Here is a 17,732-nt window from a genome sequence, read left to right as displayed (position 1 = left end):
TCACCCGCCCCGGGTAGGAGCGCACCCTGTGCGCGAATGCTCCTGCTCCTGATCGACATCAGAGCCAAGAGCATTCGCGCACAGGGTGCGCTCCTACGTGGTCAGCGTCGTCCACAGTGCATCGACCCGACGTTCGATGCCGGCGTCCGGGATGATTGGCCGACCCCAGCTGCGCGTGGTCTCGCCCGGCCACTTGCCGGTCGCGTCGATGCCCAGCTTGGAGCCCAGGCCCGCCACCGGGCTGGCGAAATCGAGGTAATCGATCGGCGTGTTCTCCACCAGCATGGCATCGCGCGCCGGGTCGACGCGGGTGGCGATCGCCCAGATCACCTGCGCCCAGTCGCGCACGTCGATGTCGTCGTCGGTGACGATCACGAACTTGGTGTAGGTGAACTGGCGCAGGTACGACCACACGCCCATCATCACGCGGCGCGCGTGGCCGGCGTACTGCTTGCGGATGCTGACCACCGCGATGCGGTACGAGCACGCCTCCGGCGGCAGATGGAAATCCACGATCTCCGGGAACACCTTCTGCAGGATCGGCACGAACACGTCGTTCAGCGCCAGCGCCAGCACCGAGGGTTCGTCGTGCGGTGCGCGGCCCATGTAGCTGCCGTGGTAGATCGCGCCGTGGCGCAGGTGCATGCGCTCGATCGTGAGCACCGGGAAGTGGTCCTGCGCATTGTAGTAGCCGGTGTGGTCGCCGAACGGACCTTCCAGCGCGGTGTCGTCCGGGTGGATGAAGCCTTCCAGCAGGATCTCCGCGCCGGCCGGGGCGTCCAGGCCGGTCAGCGGGCTGCGCCACACGCGCGTGCGCTGGCCGCGCAACAGGCCGGCGAACTCGTACTCGGACAAGGTGTCCGGCACCGGCGCCACCGCAGCCAGCAGCGTGGCCGGATCGACACCGATCGCCACCAGCACCGGAAACGGCCGCGCGGGGTATTCGGCGCACCAGTCGGCGTAGTCCAGCGCGCCGCCACGGTGCGGCAGCCAGCGCATGATCACCCGGTTCGGCCCGATCACCTGCTGGCGGTAGATCGCCACGTTCTGCCGCGGCTTCTGCGTGCCGCGCGTCACTACCAGGCCGAAGCTGATCAGCTTGCCGGCATCGCCGGGCCAGCAATGCTGGATCGGCAGGCGCGCCAGGTCGATCTCGTCGCCATGCAGGGTTTCTTCCTCGAACGCCGCCTCGTGCACGCTCAGCGGCGCCACATGGGCGAGCTGCGCCAACTCCGGCCACGTGGCAAGCGCCTGACGCAGGCTGGCCGGCCAGCGCGGCTCCTTGATCGCGGCGAGCAGCTGGCCAAGCTCGCGCAGGCTGGCCAGCGGCCGGCCGGCAAGCGCCAGTTCGATGCGCCGACGGTGACCGAACAGGTTGCCCAGGAACGCGTGCCGGGATCCGGCCGGGTGCTCCATCAGCAATGCCGGACCGCCTTCGCGCAAGGCGCGATGGCACAGGGCGGTGGACTCCAGATGCGGGTCGACCGTCGCCTCGACGCGGGCGAGCTGCTGCTGGCGTTCCAGCTGGGCGAGAAAGGTGCGGAGGTCGTGATGGCTCATGGTGGAAAGTCGGCAGAAGGGGGTCCGGATGGCCCGGATGGAAATTGCGCCGCCAGTAGACGTGATCGCGCAGGAACTCGACCAGCAGCTTTTCCAGCAGCGTGTCGTTCTCGCCATACGGGCCGAGGAAGCAGGCATCGAGCATGCGCTCGCGTTTCATGCGGCCAGCCCGTACAGCCAACCGAGCGGCTGGTGCATGTATGCCACGCCCAGGATGTAGAGGTACGTGGCCAGCGCCGCCGCAAAGCAGATCGTCCGCTGGCGCGGGCTGCGTCCGCGCCGGAGGGCAAGCATGCCCAGCACGACATAGGCCACCAGCAGCAGGAGCTTGGTGGCGAGCCAGCCGTTGGCGAACACCGCCGCGGGCAGGATGGTGAGCAGCATCAGCGCCGCGGTGAGCAGCGTGGTGTCGATGGCGTAGCTGAGATAGCGCAGCGGCGCCCAGTGCGCGGCGATGCCGCGGCCGACCAGCACCAGCGTGCCGCGCAGCGCAAACAGCAGGCCGCTGAGCAGGACGCAGGCGATGTGCACGGCCTTGATCTGGGGATAGAACTCGAACATCGGAGCACCGGGCAGGTGGTAGGAGCACACCCTGTGCGCGAACGCTCTTGCTCTTGCTCTTGCGGACGTTTCGACAAGAGCATTCGCGCACAGGGTGCGCTCCTACCGGGGCGGGAAGGGGCGCGCCGGACGGCGCGCCCCGGAGAGCTCAGGCACCTTCCCGCACCGCCTGCGGCAATGCCGCGCCCTTGGACTGGCGCTTGCGCAGCAGCCACAGCGAGGCGACGAACACCGAGGTGAGCAGGGCGCCGACCGCGAACAGGCTGTCGCCGGGCACGCGCATCCATACCAGCAGGTGCACCAGCGGCCGATCCATGAAGTGCTCGGAGCGGGCGAACCAGTAGCCGTGGTCCAGCGCGGCACTGAGCTGCAGCACGCCCAGCGGCAGCAGGGTGAGCAGGGCCATCAGCGACAGGCCGATGTTGAGCAACCAGAACGCCCCCTTCAGCCAGCCCTCGCGCCATTCGGCCTCCGGCTTGATGCCGCGCAGGCAGAACAGCATCAGGCCGATGCCGAGCATGCCGTACACGCCCATCAGTGCGGTATGGCCGTGCAGCGGAGTGAGGTTGAGGCCCTGCATGTAGTACAGCGCGATCGGCGTGTTGACCAGGAAGCCGAACAGCCCCGCGCCGACCAGGTTCCAGAAGCTCACCGCCACGAAGAACATGATCGGCCAGCGGTAGCGCGCCATCCACGGCGCGGCGTGCTGCTTCCTCCAGTTGTCGTAGGCCTCCAGCCCGATCAGCGCCAGCGGCACCACTTCCAGCGCCGAGAAGCTCGCCCCCAATGCGATCACCGCCGTGGTGGTGCCAGTGAAGTACAGGTGGTGCAGGGTGCCGAGCACGCCGCCGGCCATGAACACGATGGTGGCGAACAGCACGCTGGTGGACGCGCTGGCCGCGCGCAGCAGGCCGAGCTTGACGAACAGGTAGGCGATCACCGCGGTGGCGAACACCTCGAAGAAGCCCTCCACCCACAGATGCACCACCCACCAGCGCCAGTACTCGACCATCGCGATGTGGGTGTGCTCGCCCCACATCAGGCCGGCGCCGTAGAGCAGGCCGATCGCGACGGTGGACAGGAACAGCAGGCCCACGATGTTGGAGGTCTCGTCGCGGCGCCTGATCGCCGGCATCAGCGCGCGACCGACCAGGAACAGCCACAGCATCAGCCCGACGAACAGGAAGATCTGCCAGAAGCGGCCGAGGTCGGTGTATTCCCAGCCCTGGTGGCCGAACCAGAAGTTGTACTTCAGGCCCATCTTGTCCATCACCGCGAACCACTGGCCGGCGAAGGAACCGACCACGATGATCAGCAGGCAGACCCACAGGAAGTTGACGCCCAGCCGCTGGAACTTCGGTTCCCTGCCGCCGATCAACGGCGCCATGTACAGGCCGGTGGCCAGCCACGCGGTGGCGATCCACAGCACGGCCAGTTCGGTATGCCAGGTGCGGGTGATGCTGTACGGCAGCACGTCGGCCAGCGCAAAGCCATAGGCCTGCTGGCCTTCCACCTGGAAGTGCGCGGTGGTCGCGCCGAGCAGGATCTGCACCAGGAACAGGCCCATCACGGTCCAGAAGTACTTCGCCGTCGCCTTCATCGAGGGCGTGGCCTTGAAGTCGGCCAGCGGGTCGCGCACCGGCGGTACCGCCGGTGCCTCCCTGTGACTGAGTACCGCGTGGTGCCAGCCGAGCAGGCCGATGCCGAGGATCAGGAACAGCACGCTGAACACCGACCAGATGAACGTGGTGCCGCTGGGCCGGTTGCCGACCAGCGGGTCATACGGCCAGTTCTGCGTGTAGCTGACGCTGTGGCCGGGACGCTCGGCGGCGGCGGCCCAGCTGGTCCACCAGAAGAACGCGGTGACCGCGCGGCGATGTTCCATCTCGGGGATGGTGTCCTCGCGCATGGCGTAGGTGACGCGCAGCGCGTGGGTGGCCGGGTCGTTGCTGAACAGGCTTTCGTAGTGGCGCGCGACCACGTCCATCGCCTGCGCGCGCAGCGGCGAGACGGTGATGGTGCCGGTGGCCGCATCCCAGGTATTGCGGCGCTCCTCGGCCTGCACGCGCGCCTGCAGCGCGGCCTGATGCCCGGCATCGAGCGATGCGAACGACGCGGCGCCCTCGTCGCGGGCGAGCAGTTCCAGCATGGCGTCGGCTTCGCGGTGCAGCCAGTCGGCGCTCCAGTCCGGCGCCACCAGCGCACCGTGGCCCCAGATCGAGCCGAGCTGCTGGCCGCCGATGCTCTGCCACACTTCGCGGCCCCGTTCGATGTCGGCATGGGTATACAGCGTGGCGCCGTCGGTGGTGACCACCGCGTCGGGCAGCGGCGGTGCCTGCTGGTGCACCTCCTTGCCGACCCACAGCAGCACGGAGAACGAGGCCAGCAGCAGTACTGCCAGCCCCAGCCAGAGTTTTCGGGTGGTCGTCATTGCGCATCTCCCTGGAGGACATGCGCATGGTCGATGGCGCGCGCGCGACAGCCCCTGATATGGATCAGACGCGGCGCAGGCGATCGGCGCGGATTGTCGCAGGCGGCGCGGCCGCGTCCGTCCCGTCAGCGCTCGGCGATCGTCAGCGCCGCATCCTCGCCGGGCGCGAGCAGCCGGCGGTGGATACCCTGCAGCGCATCGATCAACTGCGCGCGCGCCTCTTCGGCGAACGGGTTCTCCTGCTGGATCGCGGCGAACAGGTGGCCGGCGTCGCCGCGCACCGCCGCCAGCATGTTCTTCAGGCCCTGGAACGACGGCGGCGCCACCGTCAGCTCGTCGTCCACGCCGATGTCGACCAGCCCCTTGGCGATGAAGAAGGCCAGCGCATGCGTATGCGCCATGGCGCGGTCGTGCACGGCCGGCGCCTGCTCGATGACCTCGCAGCCGAGCCCGGCGAACAACTGGCGCGTGCGCGCGGCGGCGTCCGGATGCCGTGGACTGGCGCAGACCACCGTGCGCAGCGGGCGTTCGCCGCGGGCCAGGCTGAGCGGGCCGAACAGCGGGTGCGTGCCGGCATGCGCAATGTCGTCGCCGAGCAGTTCGTCCATCAGCGCGCAGGGGTGCATCTTGACGCTGCCCACGTCGATCACCGTGTGCTCCGACCGCAGCCGCGGGCGCAGCGCGCGCAGTGCCGCGTCCATCTGCGGCACCGGCATTGCCAGCACCACCCACGAGGCGCCTTCGAGTGCCGCGTCGATGGAATCAGCGACATAGTCGGGCGGCACGTCGGCATGCGGATCCCAGGCCCGCACGGCGTGGCCGGCCTCGCGCAGCAGTGCGGCGAGGGCCTGGCCGAAACGGCCGTGACCGAGGATGGCGAACGACATGGAGAACTCCGCGACAGTCAGGCCGGCGCAGCGAACGCCGCGCGGACACTCATGCTAAGGCATCGCCATCGTCGAGGCCGCGGCCGTCGCGCTGCACCGCGCGCAGGCGCGCGCCCCACGGCGCGGTGTCGATGCCGTGCGCACGCAGCCACGCGCGGTCGAACAGCGTCTCGGCATAGCGCTCGCCGCGATCGCACAGCAGGCTGACGATGCTGCCGCGCTGGCCGCGCGCGTGCATCGCCGCGGCCAGCCGCAGGCAGGCGACGAACTGCGTGCCGGACGATCCGCCGTAGCGGCGGCCGAGCAGTTCCTCCAGCCACCACGCGGCGGCGATCGAGGCGGCATCGGGCACTTCCAGCACCCGGTCGACCACCTCGAACACGAAGCCCGGCTCCACCCGCGGGCGGCCGATGCCTTCGATCACGGTGGGCCGGCTGGCCAGCGCGTGGCGGTCGTGCCGACGCCAGCCTTCGACGAACGCGCCGCCCGTCGGTTCGGCCAGGCACAGCCGGGTAGACAGGCGGCGGTAGCGCAGATAGCGGCCGATGGTGGCCGAGGTACCGCCGGTGCCGGCGCTGCAGACGATCCAGGCCGGCTCGGGCGAGCGCTCGCGCGCCATCTGGCCGAGGATGGATTCGGCGATGTTGTTGTTGCCGCGCCAGTCGGTGGCGCGCTCGGCGAGGCCGAACTGGTCGAGGAAGCTGGCGCCGCGCGCGGCATGCGCGTTCGCCGCGGCGAGCACTTCGGCCGGGTCGTCGACCAGGTCGCAGCGCCCGCCCAGCGCCTGCACGTCGCGCACCTTGCCCGGCGCGGTGCCGGCCGGCATCACCGCGACGAACGGCAGCCCGAGCAGGCGTGCAAACCACGCCTCGGAGATCGCGGTACTGCCGGAGGAGGCGTCCACCACCGTCTGCCCCGCATGCAGGCGGCCGTTGCACAGCGCGTACAGGAACAGCGAGCGCGCCAGCCGGTGCTTGAGGCTGCCGCTGGGGTGCGCGGACTCGTCCTTCAGGTAGATGTCGATGCCGGGGAAGGCCGGCAGGTCGAGCCTGAGCAGGTGGGTGTCGGCCGAGCGTGCGGCCTCCTGCGCCAGGCATTCGAGCGCGCCGTGCACCCACTCGCGGCCGGACGACGACGGCAACGGCAGCAGGTCGGCGGCGATGCTCACGACCGCCGTGCCACGATCGGCACGCCGAGGTCGCGCCCGCGCGGACGCAGGCCCAGCCCCAGTTTCAGGCTCTGCCCGATGCGCTCGGCATAGTCGATCATCAGCGCCGCCCCACTCGCGTCCAGCACCTCGGCGCAGGTGGCGCGCCACAGCGCGAGCCAGCGATCGAAGTGTTCGGCGCGCACCGGATGACGCTGGTGCGCGGCCATCGGGTTGCCGCGGTAGCTGTTGGCACGGCGCGCAACCGAGCACCAGAACGTGGTCAGTAGCTTTTTGTGCTCGGCCCAGTCGTGCACGGCCGGGTTGAACACCGGACCAAGTTCGGGGTCGATCCGTACCTTGTCATAGAAACGGTCGACCAGGCGGGCAATGGTGGCTTCGTCGGGCAGGTTGGCTGGCATGTCGCGAGAGTTGCGTGGCAAGAAAGAAAAGGGCTGCGCCACCCGGGGCGGCGCAGCCGGCGTTTACCTGCCGACGCTCAAGGTGCCCTTCATCAGGGCGGCGTGGCCGGGGAACGAGCAGAAGAAGGCGTAGGCGCCGCCCGGCTTCAGCGCGGCGACCTTGATCGTGGTCGAGTCGCTCTCGCTGCCACCGATCACCTTGGTGTGGGCGATCACGCGGCTGTCGCCTGGCTTGAGATAGTTGTTGCCAAGACCAGCAGCCGAGCCGTCACCCAGCACGCCCGCCTCGTCGGCGGCGGTGGTCAGCACCCAGTTGTGGCCCATCGCGGCCTTCGGCAGTTTGCCGGTGTGCTTCAGGGTGACGGTGAACTGCTTGCAGGTCTTCGGCACCTCGATCGAGGACTTGTTGAACTGCATCGCGTCGTTGGCCTCGATGGTGGTCGAGCATTGGGTGGCGGCCCAGGCAGGCGCGGCGACGAGGTTGAGCAGGGCAAGGGCGAACCATGAACGCATCATGTGGATACTCCAGAGTCGGAATCGGTAGGGGACGGCTCAGAGGATGCCTGTTGTCCCGGTCCCCCGTTCTGATCTGGATCATCTTCGAGCAGCGGCACGATGCCGGGGCTGTCCAGGTCGTCGAACTGCTGGTGGTTCACCGCCCAGAAGAACAGCGCCGCGCCCACGCCCACCACCAGCAGCGTCACCGGAATCAGCACCAGGATGATGTTCATGCGCGCAGCACCGGCGGTGCAGCGGCGGTGCGACCCACGCGCAGCGCATTGAGCACCACGCCGAGCGAGCTCAGCGCCATGCCGATGCCGGCCAGCCACGGCGGCACCAGGCCGAACGCGGCGAACGGCACCGCGACCAGGTTGTAGCCCAGCGCCCAGCGTCGGCTCTGTGCGGCGATGCGCTGCATCTGCGTGGCCACGGCGCGCGCGGCGAGCAGACCGTCCAGACGGCCATCGGCGAGCAGCAGGTCGGCATGCGCCTGCGCCAGCTCGGTGCCGCTGGCCAGCGCGGCGGAGACATCGGCAGCGGCCAGCAGCGGCGCGTCGTTGCTGCCGTCGCCCACCGCCAGTGTCACGCGGCCGCCGGCGCGCGCGGCCTGCAGCAGGACCAGCTTGTCCGCCGGCGACTGGCGGGCGGACCACTCATCCACGCCCAGCGCATGGGCGACCGCCGCCACGCGCGCCGGATCGTCGCCGCTGGCGATGGCCACGGCGACCTTCTGCGCGCGCAGCGCGGCAAGGGTGGTGCGGGCCGCATCGCGCAGCCCGTCGTCCACCGCAAAACGGGCCAGCTCGCCCTGCGCATCGGCCAGCACCAACGTGCCGGCCGCTCCCTCCCCCGTATCTTTCTGACCGCTGGCGGCCAGCGCGAAATCGGCGCGCCCCAGCCACAGCGGCGTGTTGTCCACCACGCCGGACACGCCCGCGCCGGCGTGCACGCGCACGTCGCGCGCCGGCAGCGGCGCCGCGGCGTCGTCGGCCAAGGCCAGGCGGGTCAGCGCACGCGCCAGCGGATGGCTGCTCTCCTGTGCCAGCGCCACCGCCAGATGCAGCGCGCGATCGGCATCGAGCCCCCGCCGCGGATGGATCGCCGCGCGGGTGAACCGCGGTTCGGTGAGCGTGCCGGTCTTGTCGAACAGCGCGTAGTCGACCCGGGCCAGTGTTTCCAGCGCGGCGGCGTCGGTGACCAGCACGCCGCGCGCGGCGAGCACGCCGAAGGCGCGCGTGCGCGTGGCCGGCGCGGTGAGCGCGAAGGCGCAAGGGCAGGCGATCACCAGCACCGCCACCGCCGACTCGAACGCACGCGCGGGATCCACCAGCAACCAGCCCAGCGCGGTGAGCGCGGTGAGCACCAGCACCCGCGCGACGAAGCGCGCCACCACCGGATCGCCGCCGTGGCGCAGGCGGGCCAGCCGGCTGCCGCGCGCGCGCCGCGCCAGCGCACCGATGCGCGCGGCCGCGGTGGCCTCGCCGCTGTGGCTGACGCGCAACTCCGCGGTGCCGGACACCAGCACGCTGCCGGCCACCACCGCGGCGCCGGCGGCGCGCCGCTGCGGCCGCGACTCGCCCGACAGCAGCGACTCGTCCAGCTCGGCCCAGGCGCTTTCCAGCACGCCGTCGGCCGGCACCGTGCCGCCTTCGGCCACGTGCACGCGATCGCCCGGCAGCAGCGCCAGCGCGGCCACCGTCTCCAGCGTGCCGTCGGCGCGCCAGCGTTCGGCCAGCAGCGGCGCCGCATCCACCGCGGCATCGCCCAGCGCGCCGCTGCGATGGCGCGCGCGCAGCTCGATGTGCCGCGCCAGCAGCAACAGGAACACGAACATGCTCACCGAATCGAAATAGATCTCACCGGCGCCGCGCCAGGTGTTCCAGGCGCTGGCGGCGAACACCAGCAGCACCGCGAGCGCCACCGGCAGGTCGATGCCGAAGCGGCGCGCGCGCAGCTCGTCGAGGGCGCCGCGGTAGAACGGCAGCGCCGCGTAGAACACGATCGGCAGCGTGGTGAACAGCCCCAGCCAGCGGAACAGGTTGCGCGTGCTGAAGTCGACGAAGTCGACCACGCCGAGGTAGATCACGAACGCGTAGGTCATCACCTGCATCGCGCACATGCCGGCCACCAGCAGGCGCTTGAGCGCGTCGTGCGCCTCGCGGCGCGGGTCCTCGTCCACCCGCGCGCGCGGCAGCGGCTGCGCGCGGCAGCCGATCGCGGCGATCGCGGCGAGCAGGCCGGGCAGGCTCTGCCGGGCCGGTTCCCACACCACCGACACGCGCTGGCTGGCCAGGTCTACGCCTACGCGCTGCACGCCGGGCAGGGCGCGCAGCGCCTGCTCCAGCCGCAGCACGCGGCGGGCGTCGGCCAGCGGCGCCACGCGCAGGGTGACTTCGGCGCGACCGTCGCGCCGCGGCCGCAGTACCTGCGCGGCCAGCTGCGGCTGGGCCCAGACGCTGTTCATGGCGCGGTGGACGAAGACGCGGGCAATGCGGACGCCGAAGCTGCCGGTGGTGCGGCATGCCCGCGGGCGGGCACGCCGAACACCGGGTGCGGCGCGTCCACCGGCACGTCGTCATGCCGGGCGCCGATCACGATGATCCAGAGGCAGCCGGCCATCGACGCGGCGAACACCGCCGCACCGAGCCACAGCACCGGCTGGCGGTACCAGGCACCGCGGCGGTCAGGGCGAGGCCTGGGCATCGGCCGCGGCCGCCGTGGCCGGGTGGGCGAGGTGGTAGACGTAGGCGGCGAGCACGCGCATCTGGTCCTCGCTGAGGCGCGAACTCCACGCTGGCATCGCGCCCTGGCGACCGCCGCCGATGGTGCGCTCGATGTCGGCCACGCTGCCGCCATACAACCAGATGTCGTCGGTGAGATTGGGCGCGCCCAGCGCCTGGTTGCCCTTGCCTTGCGGTCCGTGGCAGGCGGCGCAGGTGGCGAACAGCGGCTGGCCGGCCGCGGCCATCGCCGCGTCGTGCGGCGCGCCGGACAGGCTCAGCACGTACTGCGCGAGGTTCTTCACGTTCGGCTCGCCCAGGCTGGCCCACGGCGGCATCACGCCCGCGCGGCCGTTCCGGATGCTGGTGAGGATGGCCTTGCCGTCGCCGCCGTACAGCCAGTCGTGATCGGTGAGGTTGGGCGCGCCCAGCAGGGTGTTGCCGCGACCCTCGCGGCCGTGGCACGCCTCGCAGTTGTCCAGGAACAGCCGCTTGCCCATCTGGATCGCCGCCGGATCGCCGGCCAGCTGCTCCACCGGGTACTGGCGGAAGCGCACCAGCAGTTCATCGAGCCTGGCATCGTTGGCGGCGACGTCGTGCGCCAGCTCGCGGTGTGCGGTCCAGCCCAGCACGCCCTTGTGGTTGCCGAAGCCCGGGTACAGCACCAGGTAGGCGAAGCCGCAGACGAACATCGCGCCGGAGAACAGCACCCACCACAGCGGCAGCCTGCGCACGCCCTCGCGCAGCACGCCGTGCGCCCACACGTGGCCGCTGGTGCCGTCCGGCAGCACCGGAATCTTCGCGCGCGGACCCCACAGGAACAGGAACAGCGTGATGCCCAGGTTGAACACGATCAGGGACATCACCCACCACGACCAGCCCGTGCTCATGCCTGCTCCTCCGAGTTCGGCGCGCCGTCTTCCATCGGCAGCGCGGCCATGCGCTGGAACGTGGCGCGATGATGCCTGCGCCAGGCCCAGATCCAGATCGCGACGAAGGTGACCATCAGCACGACGGTCACCACGCCGGTGACGTGACCCCACACCGGACCGATCATGGCGCCGCTCCCGTCTTCGCCGCGGCCGTCGGCTCGTTCCTGATGCCCAGGCCCTGCAGGTAGGCGATCAGCGCGTCCATCTCGGTCTTGCCGTCCAGCGCGGCGGGCGCGGCGGCGATGTCGGCATCGCTGTACGGGTCGCCGAGCCGGCGCAGCGTGCGCATGCGCGCCTGGATGTCGGCCGCGTCGAGCTTCTTGTCGGCCAGCCACGGATAGCCCGGCATGTTGGACACCGGCACCAGCTGGCGCGGGTTCATCAGGTGCAGGCGCTGCCACTGGTCGGAGTACTTGCCGCCGACGCGGGCCAGGTCCGGCCCGGTGCGCTTGGAGCCCCACTGGAACGGTCGGTCGTACACCGACTCCTCCGCCTCGGAGAAGTGGCCGTAGCGCTGCGTTTCGGCGCGCAACGCGCGGATCATCTGCGAGTGGCACAGGTAGCAGCCCTCGCGCACGTAGATGTCCTTGCCGGCCAGGCGCAACGCGTCGTACGGCTTCACTCCCGGCGGCGCCTTCACCGCGTGGGCCTCCATGAACAACGGGGTGATCTCGGCCAGGCCGCCGATCGACACCATGATCGCGATGAGGATGCCGAGCAGGCCGGCGTGCTTCTCGATCGCTTCGAAATGTTTGTAGGCCATGGCGGTCTCCTCAGCCCACAGCCGGCAGCGGGGCCGGCACCTGGTGCGGCACCGGCTCGGGGATCGGCACCGGGATCGGCTTGATCAGGTGCGCGCGCGCGTCGGCCGCGGTGTGCCACAGGTTCCACGCCATCACCCACATGCCCGACAGGATCAAGAGGCCGCCACCCCAGCGGATCAGGTACATCGGCTTGATCGCGATCAGGCTGTCGATGAAGCCATAGGTGAGCGAGCCGTCCGGCTGGGTGGCGCGCCACATCACGCCCTCGGTGATGCCGGCGGTCCACATCGAGCCGACGTACAGCAAGGTGCCGGCCATGTGCAGCCAGAAGTGCCACTCCATGCCCTTGTGCGAATGCATCGCCGGCCGGCCCAGCGCGCGCGGCGCCATCGCGTAGAGCGAGCCGATGGTGATCATCGCCACCCAGCCGAGCGAGCCCGAATGCACGTGGGCGATGGTCCAGTCGGTGTAGTGCGAGAGCGAGTTGACGGTCTTGATCGCCATCATCGAGCCCTCGAAGGTGGCCGCCGCGTAGAACACCAGCGACATCACCATGAACTTGGCCGCCGGGTCGGTGCGCAGCTTGTCCCACGAGCCGTTGAAGGTGAGCAGGCCGTTGGCCGCCGAGCCCCAGCTCGGCATCAAGAGGATCAGCGAGAACGCCATGCCGACCGACTGCACCCAGTCCGGCAGCGCCGTGTACATCAGGTGGTGCGAGCCGGCCCACATGTACACCGAGATCAGCGCCCAGAAGTTCACGATCGAGAAGCGGTAGCTCCACAAGGGCTGCTGCGCCTGGCGCGGCACGAAGTAGTACATCATCCCGAGGAAGCCGGCGGTGAGGAAGAACGCCACCGCGTTGTGGCCGTACCACCACTGCACCATCGCATCGACCACGCCCGAGTAGATCGGGTAGGACTTCCACAGCGACACCGGCAGCGCCAGGTTGTTGACGATGTGCAGCAGGCCCACCGCGATGATGAAGGCGCCGTAGTACCAGTTCGCCACGTAGATGTGCTGGATGCGCCGCCGGGTGAGGCTGGCGAAGAACACCGTGCCGAAGCTCACCCACACCACGGCGATCAGGATGTCGATGAACCACTCCGGCTCGGCGTACTCCTTGCTCTGGGTGATCCCCAGCGGCATCGTCACCATCGCCAGCACGCAGATCAGCTGCCAGCCCCAGAAGGTGAACTCCGCCAGCTTGCCCAGCGCCAGCCGGGCGTGGCCGGTGCGCTGCACCACGTAATAGCAGGTGCCCATCAGCGCCGAGCCGCCGAAGGCGAAGATCACGCCGAAGGTGTGATCCGGGCGGATCCGGCTGAAGGTCATCCATGGGATGTCGAAGTTGAGCGCCGGCCACATCAGCTCGGCCGCGGCATAGACGCCGAACGACATGCCGATGATGCCCCACACCGCCGCGGCGAGCAGGAACTGCCGCACCACCTTGTCGTTGTAATACTCCGTGTTCGGCATGCCGCCTCCCCCGATTGATGGCGCCATTGTGCGTACACTGTTCCGCGCCCGCGTTGATGTGGGTCAAGTCCATGCGTCATTCCACCGCGCGGAGGACGCCGCCCACCGCCTTGCTCCCTCTCCCTTGAACGGCTTCGCCGTTCGGGGGAGAGGGTCGGGGTGAGGGGGGCTCTGGCTTTCAAGCGACCACCGCCGCGCCCGCGGACAGCCAGCCTCCAGATCGCCCCCTCACCCAACCCTCTCCCCCGAGCACGCTCGGGGGAGAGGGCTAAAGCGGCGAGCACCACGCTGCCTCGACGCCCACGATCTGCTCCCTCTCCCTTGAACGGCTTCGCCGTTCGGGGGAGAGGGCTAAAGCGGCGAGGGCCACGCTGCCTCGACGCCCACGATCTGCTCCCTCTCCCTTGAACGGCTTCGCCGTTCGGGGGAGAGGGTCGGGGTGAGGGGGGCTCTGGCTTTCAAGCGATAACCGCCGCGCCCGCGGGCAACCAACCTCCAAAGCACCCCCTCACCCAACCCTCTCCCCCGAGCACGCTCGGGGGAGAGGGCTTGAAACCCGGCGCCTCGCGACGACCCAACCACCCTCGAAGCCCGCCACCGCGAGCGGCGAGCGACGCGCGGCGCGAACGGAGGGAAAGGCTCAACCCGGCAGGCGCGCCAGCCAGTCGCCGAGCTGCTTCATCACCTGGCTGCGCGCCGGCTCGGCCTCGTTGAACAGCTCGTGGTAGAGCGTGTCGAAATGGCGCGCGGTGAGCCGGCCGGTGGCCCATGCGGCGGCGGCGAACTCGCGGCTGCCGGCGGCGTCGACCAGGCGATCGGCGCCGGCGGCCAGCAGCAGGGTCGGCACCGTCAGGCGCGAGGCATCCGCGATGCACGATGGCCCGGCGCGAAAGATGAAATCGGCCAGTCGCGGCGTGATGCGCGCGCTGCACAGCGGGTCGTGGCGATACGCCGCCGCCACCGAGGCGTCGTGCGACAGGCGATCCACCGCCAGTCCGGTGCGCAGCGGCAGGTTCGGCAGGGCGCGCGCCAGACCCGCCGCCAGCGACTGCAGCCACCGTGCCTCGTGACTGCGAAACGCCGGCGAGGACAGCACCAGCGCCGCCGGCGCGACGCGGCCGTCCAGCACGGCGCGCGCCGCCACCAGGCCGCCCATGCTGTGACCGAGCAGCAGCGGCAGCGCCGGCGCGCGCGCCGCGTAGTCGGCGTACACGGCGGCGAGATCGGTCAGCAGGTCATCGCTCCGCGACAGCGCGCCGCGCGGTCCGCGGCTCAGGCCGTGGCCGCGCTGGTCGTAGCCCAGCGCGTCGTAGCCGCGCGCGTTGAACCAGGCGGCGACGTGGCGGTAGCGGCCGCTGTGCTCGCCCAGTCCATGCACCAGCAGCACGGCGCGACTGGCGCCGGGCAGCGCCCAGTGCCGGCGCACCAGCTCCTGTCCATCGGCCACGGGGCGGGCATCCAGCACGCCTTCCGGCGCACGGACATAAGGCGGTTGCGGGCGCGCGTCCACGTCCATGGGCATCTTCGGGGTTGGGGTAAAGGCCCATGATGCAACGTGGGTCGGTGCCACGCCAACGCGGCCACGGCGCCATCCTCACCGCATCTGCGGCATGCTCGCGCGTTGCCTCGCCAACCGGACGCCATCGATGGGCTGCCTGCCACTGCCGCTGTTGTTCCTGCTCGGATTCGGCATCGGCCATCTCGCCGCCGGCCGCGCCGGCGCCCTGTTGGGTGCCGGCATCGGCCTGCTGCTGGGCCTGTTCGCGATGGGCTGGCTGATCCGCGCGATGCGCGGCAAGCGCTGAAGCCGCATCCTGCCCACGCCACACGACGAAGCCCTCTGCAGATACCCGCTCGCGGGCGATGCCTTTTTCGCTTTGATGCAGCATCGGAGCCAGAGCATCGCCCGCGAGCGGGTATCTGCAGGGGTGGCGATTACGCGGTCAGGGCCTGGCGAGGGTGCAGGCGGCGAGGGTGCAGTGGGCGGCCGGGAGCTGGGTGGTGGCCTGGCCGGCGATGTCGGTGGCCGAGGCGCCGAGTTCGAAACGGTAGCTGCCGGCCGTGCGCTGCCAGCCGTGCGCGGCCGGGTCCCAGGAGGCCAGGCGCACCGGGCTGGCGGTGATCGTCACCTCGCGGCTCTGTCCCGGCGCCAGCGTCACGCGCTGCCAGCCGGCCAGACGCCGCGTGTCAGCACCGGGCGGGGTCACGTACAACTGCGGCACGGCCACGCCGGCGCGCTGGCCGGTGTTGCTGACGCGCACCGTGGCGGTCACCTGCCCGCCGCTCGTGTGCACCGTCGGCGTGCCGTAGCGGAACGTGGTGTAGCCCAGGCCGTAGCCGAACGGGAACAGCGGCTGCAGGTGCTTCCTCTGGAACCAGCGGTAGCCGACGCCGGCGCCCTCGATGTTGTAGTCGATGTCCTGCTGCGGCTCGCCCTGCGGCGGGATGCCGATCGCCGCCAGGCCGGCGCCGGGGATGGTCGGGCGCGGCAGCTGCGACTCGTCCTTCGGCCAGGTCAGCGGCAGGCGGCCGGACGGCTCGACCTCGCCGAACAGCACGCGGGCGATCGCCTCGCCGCCGTTGGCGCCCGGGTACCAGGCCTCGACGACGCCCTGCACCTGGTCGAGCCACGGCATCTTCACCGGGCCGTTGGTCTGAAGCACCACGATGGTGTGCGGGTTGGCCCTGGCCACCGCGGCGATCAGCGCGTCCTGGTTGCCGGGCAGGTTCATCGTCGGCACATCGAACGACTCGGCCACCCATTGCTCGGCGAACACCACGGCCACCTTCGACTGCGCCGCCAGCCTCGCCGCCGCGGCGATGTCCTCGCCGCTGGCGTAGGCCACCTTGCCGCCGTTGCGCCGGCCGATCGCCTGCATCGGCGAGGAGCGCTGGTACATCTTCGGGCCCGGCCAGGTGGTCGGCTCGATGCCGGTGACCGGGCTGCCGCCGCGCGGCTTCACCGCGGAGGAACCGCCGCCGGTGGTGACGCCCACGTCGGCATGGCTGCCGATGATCGCCACCGCGCCGACGCCCTTGCCCAGCGGCAGCGCGTTCGACGCGTTGCGCAGCAGCACCATGCCGGCCTCGGCCGCGCGCTGCGACACCTTGGCGTCGGCGGCGTAGTCGATCGGCGCCTCCTTGGCCGGGTGCTCGAACGCTCCCACCGCGAAGAACGCGCGCACGATGCGGTGGACCATGTCGTCGATGCGCGAGGGCGGCACCTCGCCCCTGGCCACCGCCTCGCGCAGCGGCTGGTCGAAGTACACCTCCTTGTCGAAGCGCTCGCCGGCCGATTCCTGGTCCAGCCCGGCATTCGCCGCCCTGGCCGCGCTGTGCACCGCGCCCCAGTCGGACATCACGAAGCCCGGGTACTTCCAGTCGCGCTTGAGCACCTGGTTGAGCAGCCAGTCGTTCTCGCAGGCGTAGACGCTGTTGACCCGGTTGTACGCGCACATCACCGAGCCGGGCCGGCCCTCGGCGATGGCGATCTCGAAGGCGAGCAGGTCGGACTCGCGCGCGGCGGTCTGGTCGATGTTGGCGCTGAGCGTGTTGCGCGCGGTTTCCAGATCGTTCATCGCGTAGTGCTTCACGGTGGACACCACGTGCTGGCTCTGGATGCCGGCGATCGCCGCGCCGACGATGCTGCCGGCCAGCAGCGGGTCCTCGCCGGCGTATTCGAAGTTGCGGCCGTTGCGCGGGTCGCGCGCCAGATCCACGCCGCCGGCCAGCAGCACGCTGAAGCCCATGCGGTGCGCCTGGCGGCCGATCATCGCGCCGCCATCGCGGGCCAGCTGCGGGTCGAAGCTGGCCGCGGCGGCCAGCCCGGCCGGCAGCGCGGTGTCGCCGTCGCCGAACGCGGCCGGACGCGCCACGCCCTGGCCGGCGTCGGTCTCGTGGATCGCCGGCAGGCCCAGCCTCGGCATCGCCGGAATGTAGCCGGCCGCATCCTTCGAGCCGGCCGGCTTGGGCTGGCCGTTGAAGATCGCGCCGTACTCGCTGCGGATCAGCCGGAACTTCTCGTCCTGGGTCATCGCCTTCACCAGCAGGTCGGCGCGCTGGTCTGGCGTGAGCGCGGCGTTCATCCACGGCCGGGGCGACGCCGCGGGCGCGGACGCCGCCAGCGACATGCCCGCGGTAACCGCCATGGCGCAGGCGAGGCTGGTGTTGAGCAGGGTGCGTTGCAGCGGGCGGCGTGGCGACATGGTGAATCTCCTTCGATGCGAAGCGGCGCGCGAGGCGGCGCCGGGGCGGGGCACCATCCAGCATGTGCAAGCCGGGCCGCCGGCACAAGTCGCAGGGCGACAAGGCGTGCGCACGGGCACGCCGCC

At 70.7% G+C, this 17,732-nt stretch carries 17 protein-coding genes; 1 reads left to right on the top strand and 16 read right to left on the bottom strand.

Features of this window, described 5'->3' with window-relative positions; all coding sequences use genetic code 11:
• Positions 1 to 93: 93 nt before the first annotated feature.
• The 15 genes from ACO2Q2_RS10955 to ACO2Q2_RS10885 all read right to left on the bottom strand — a co-directional run bounded on the left by ACO2Q2_RS10955 (position 94) and on the right by ACO2Q2_RS10885 (position 14,917).
• Positions 94 to 1,560 (bottom strand): UbiD family decarboxylase, encoded by a 1,467-nt coding sequence (locus ACO2Q2_RS10955; RefSeq protein WP_423255812.1) that lies wholly within the window; start codon positions 1,558 to 1,560, stop codon positions 94 to 96.
• 156 nt (positions 1,561 to 1,716) lie between these two features.
• The gene (locus ACO2Q2_RS10950; RefSeq protein WP_423255811.1) at positions 1,717 to 2,121 is read right to left on the bottom strand and encodes a SirB2 family protein; all 405 of its coding nucleotides are present in this window, start codon (positions 2,119 to 2,121) and stop codon (positions 1,717 to 1,719) included.
• Positions 2,122 to 2,269: 148 nt separating this feature from the next.
• Positions 2,270 to 4,552: a nitric-oxide reductase large subunit gene (locus tag ACO2Q2_RS10945; RefSeq protein ID WP_423255810.1), complete on the bottom strand. Its 2,283-nt coding sequence runs from the start codon at positions 4,550 to 4,552 to the stop codon at positions 2,270 to 2,272.
• A 125-nt stretch (positions 4,553 to 4,677) separates the two neighbouring features.
• Positions 4,678 to 5,439: a prephenate dehydrogenase/arogenate dehydrogenase family protein gene (locus tag ACO2Q2_RS10940; protein ID WP_423255809.1), complete on the bottom strand. Its 762-nt coding sequence runs from the start codon at positions 5,437 to 5,439 to the stop codon at positions 4,678 to 4,680.
• A 49-nt stretch (positions 5,440 to 5,488) separates the two neighbouring features.
• Positions 5,489 to 6,607, bottom strand: a complete 1,119-nt coding sequence (locus tag ACO2Q2_RS10935) for a PLP-dependent cysteine synthase family protein (RefSeq protein ID WP_423255808.1) — start codon at positions 6,605 to 6,607, stop codon at positions 5,489 to 5,491.
• A complete protein-coding gene (locus tag ACO2Q2_RS10930; protein ID WP_423255807.1) occupies positions 6,604 to 7,008 on the bottom strand; it encodes a group III truncated hemoglobin in 405 nt (134 codons plus the stop codon). Before ACO2Q2_RS10930 ends, ACO2Q2_RS10935 begins: the two co-directional genes overlap by 4 nt.
• 63 nt (positions 7,009 to 7,071) lie before the next feature.
• A complete protein-coding gene (gene azu / locus ACO2Q2_RS10925; protein ID WP_423255864.1) occupies positions 7,072 to 7,521 on the bottom strand; it encodes an azurin in 450 nt (149 codons plus the stop codon).
• On the bottom strand, positions 7,521 to 7,739 hold the full coding sequence (gene ccoS, locus ACO2Q2_RS10920; RefSeq protein WP_423255806.1) for a cbb3-type cytochrome oxidase assembly protein CcoS: 219 nt from the start codon (positions 7,737 to 7,739) through the stop codon (positions 7,521 to 7,523). The genes azu and ccoS overlap by 1 nt, the downstream gene beginning before the upstream one ends.
• Complete coding sequence (locus ACO2Q2_RS10915) at positions 7,736 to 9,973, bottom strand: heavy metal translocating P-type ATPase (protein ID WP_423255805.1); 2,238 nt, start codon at positions 9,971 to 9,973, stop codon at positions 7,736 to 7,738. Before ACO2Q2_RS10915 ends, ccoS begins: the two co-directional genes overlap by 4 nt.
• Positions 9,970 to 10,212: a hypothetical protein gene (locus ACO2Q2_RS10910; RefSeq protein ID WP_423255804.1), complete on the bottom strand. Its 243-nt coding sequence runs from the start codon at positions 10,210 to 10,212 to the stop codon at positions 9,970 to 9,972. The genes ACO2Q2_RS10915 and ACO2Q2_RS10910 overlap by 4 nt, the downstream gene beginning before the upstream one ends.
• Complete coding sequence (ccoP, locus tag ACO2Q2_RS10905; protein ID WP_423255803.1) at positions 10,193 to 11,119, bottom strand: cytochrome-c oxidase, cbb3-type subunit III; 927 nt, start codon at positions 11,117 to 11,119, stop codon at positions 10,193 to 10,195. Before ccoP ends, ACO2Q2_RS10910 begins: the two co-directional genes overlap by 20 nt.
• Positions 11,116 to 11,286 (bottom strand): CcoQ/FixQ family Cbb3-type cytochrome c oxidase assembly chaperone, encoded by a 171-nt coding sequence (locus tag ACO2Q2_RS10900; protein WP_423255802.1) that lies wholly within the window; start codon positions 11,284 to 11,286, stop codon positions 11,116 to 11,118. Before ACO2Q2_RS10900 ends, ccoP begins: the two co-directional genes overlap by 4 nt.
• Positions 11,283 to 11,924 carry a cytochrome-c oxidase, cbb3-type subunit II gene (gene ccoO, locus ACO2Q2_RS10895; protein ID WP_423255801.1) on the bottom strand — a complete coding sequence of 214 codons (642 nt, stop codon included), beginning with the start codon at positions 11,922 to 11,924 and terminating at the stop codon, positions 11,283 to 11,285. The genes ACO2Q2_RS10900 and ccoO overlap by 4 nt, the downstream gene beginning before the upstream one ends.
• 10 nt (positions 11,925 to 11,934) lie before the next feature.
• Positions 11,935 to 13,401 carry a cytochrome-c oxidase, cbb3-type subunit I gene (gene ccoN / locus ACO2Q2_RS10890; protein ID WP_423255800.1) on the bottom strand — a complete coding sequence of 489 codons (1,467 nt, stop codon included), beginning with the start codon at positions 13,399 to 13,401 and terminating at the stop codon, positions 11,935 to 11,937.
• A gap of 640 nt (positions 13,402 to 14,041) precedes the next feature.
• Entirely contained in the window at positions 14,042 to 14,917 is an 876-nt protein-coding gene (locus tag ACO2Q2_RS10885; protein WP_423255799.1) for a lysophospholipase, read from the bottom strand.
• A gap of 94 nt (positions 14,918 to 15,011) precedes the next feature.
• Here ACO2Q2_RS10885 and ACO2Q2_RS10880 point away from each other — a divergent pair, with 94 nt between their 5' ends.
• A complete protein-coding gene (locus tag ACO2Q2_RS10880; RefSeq protein WP_423255798.1) occupies positions 15,012 to 15,206 on the top strand; it encodes a hypothetical protein in 195 nt (64 codons plus the stop codon).
• Positions 15,207 to 15,344: 138 nt separating this feature from the next.
• On the opposite strand, the gene ACO2Q2_RS10875 is transcribed toward ACO2Q2_RS10880, so the two are convergent.
• Positions 15,345 to 17,606: a beta-glucosidase family protein gene (locus tag ACO2Q2_RS10875; protein WP_423255797.1), complete on the bottom strand. Its 2,262-nt coding sequence runs from the start codon at positions 17,604 to 17,606 to the stop codon at positions 15,345 to 15,347.
• Positions 17,607 to 17,732 lie beyond the last annotated feature (126 nt).

The sequence above is a fragment of the Dyella sp. KRB-257 genome, from assembly GCF_049445995.1.
GTDB lineage: Bacteria > Pseudomonadota > Gammaproteobacteria > Xanthomonadales > Rhodanobacteraceae > Dyella_A.
Note: the sequence above shows the minus strand (reverse complement) of the source record. Positions and strands in the feature narration are given on the sequence as shown.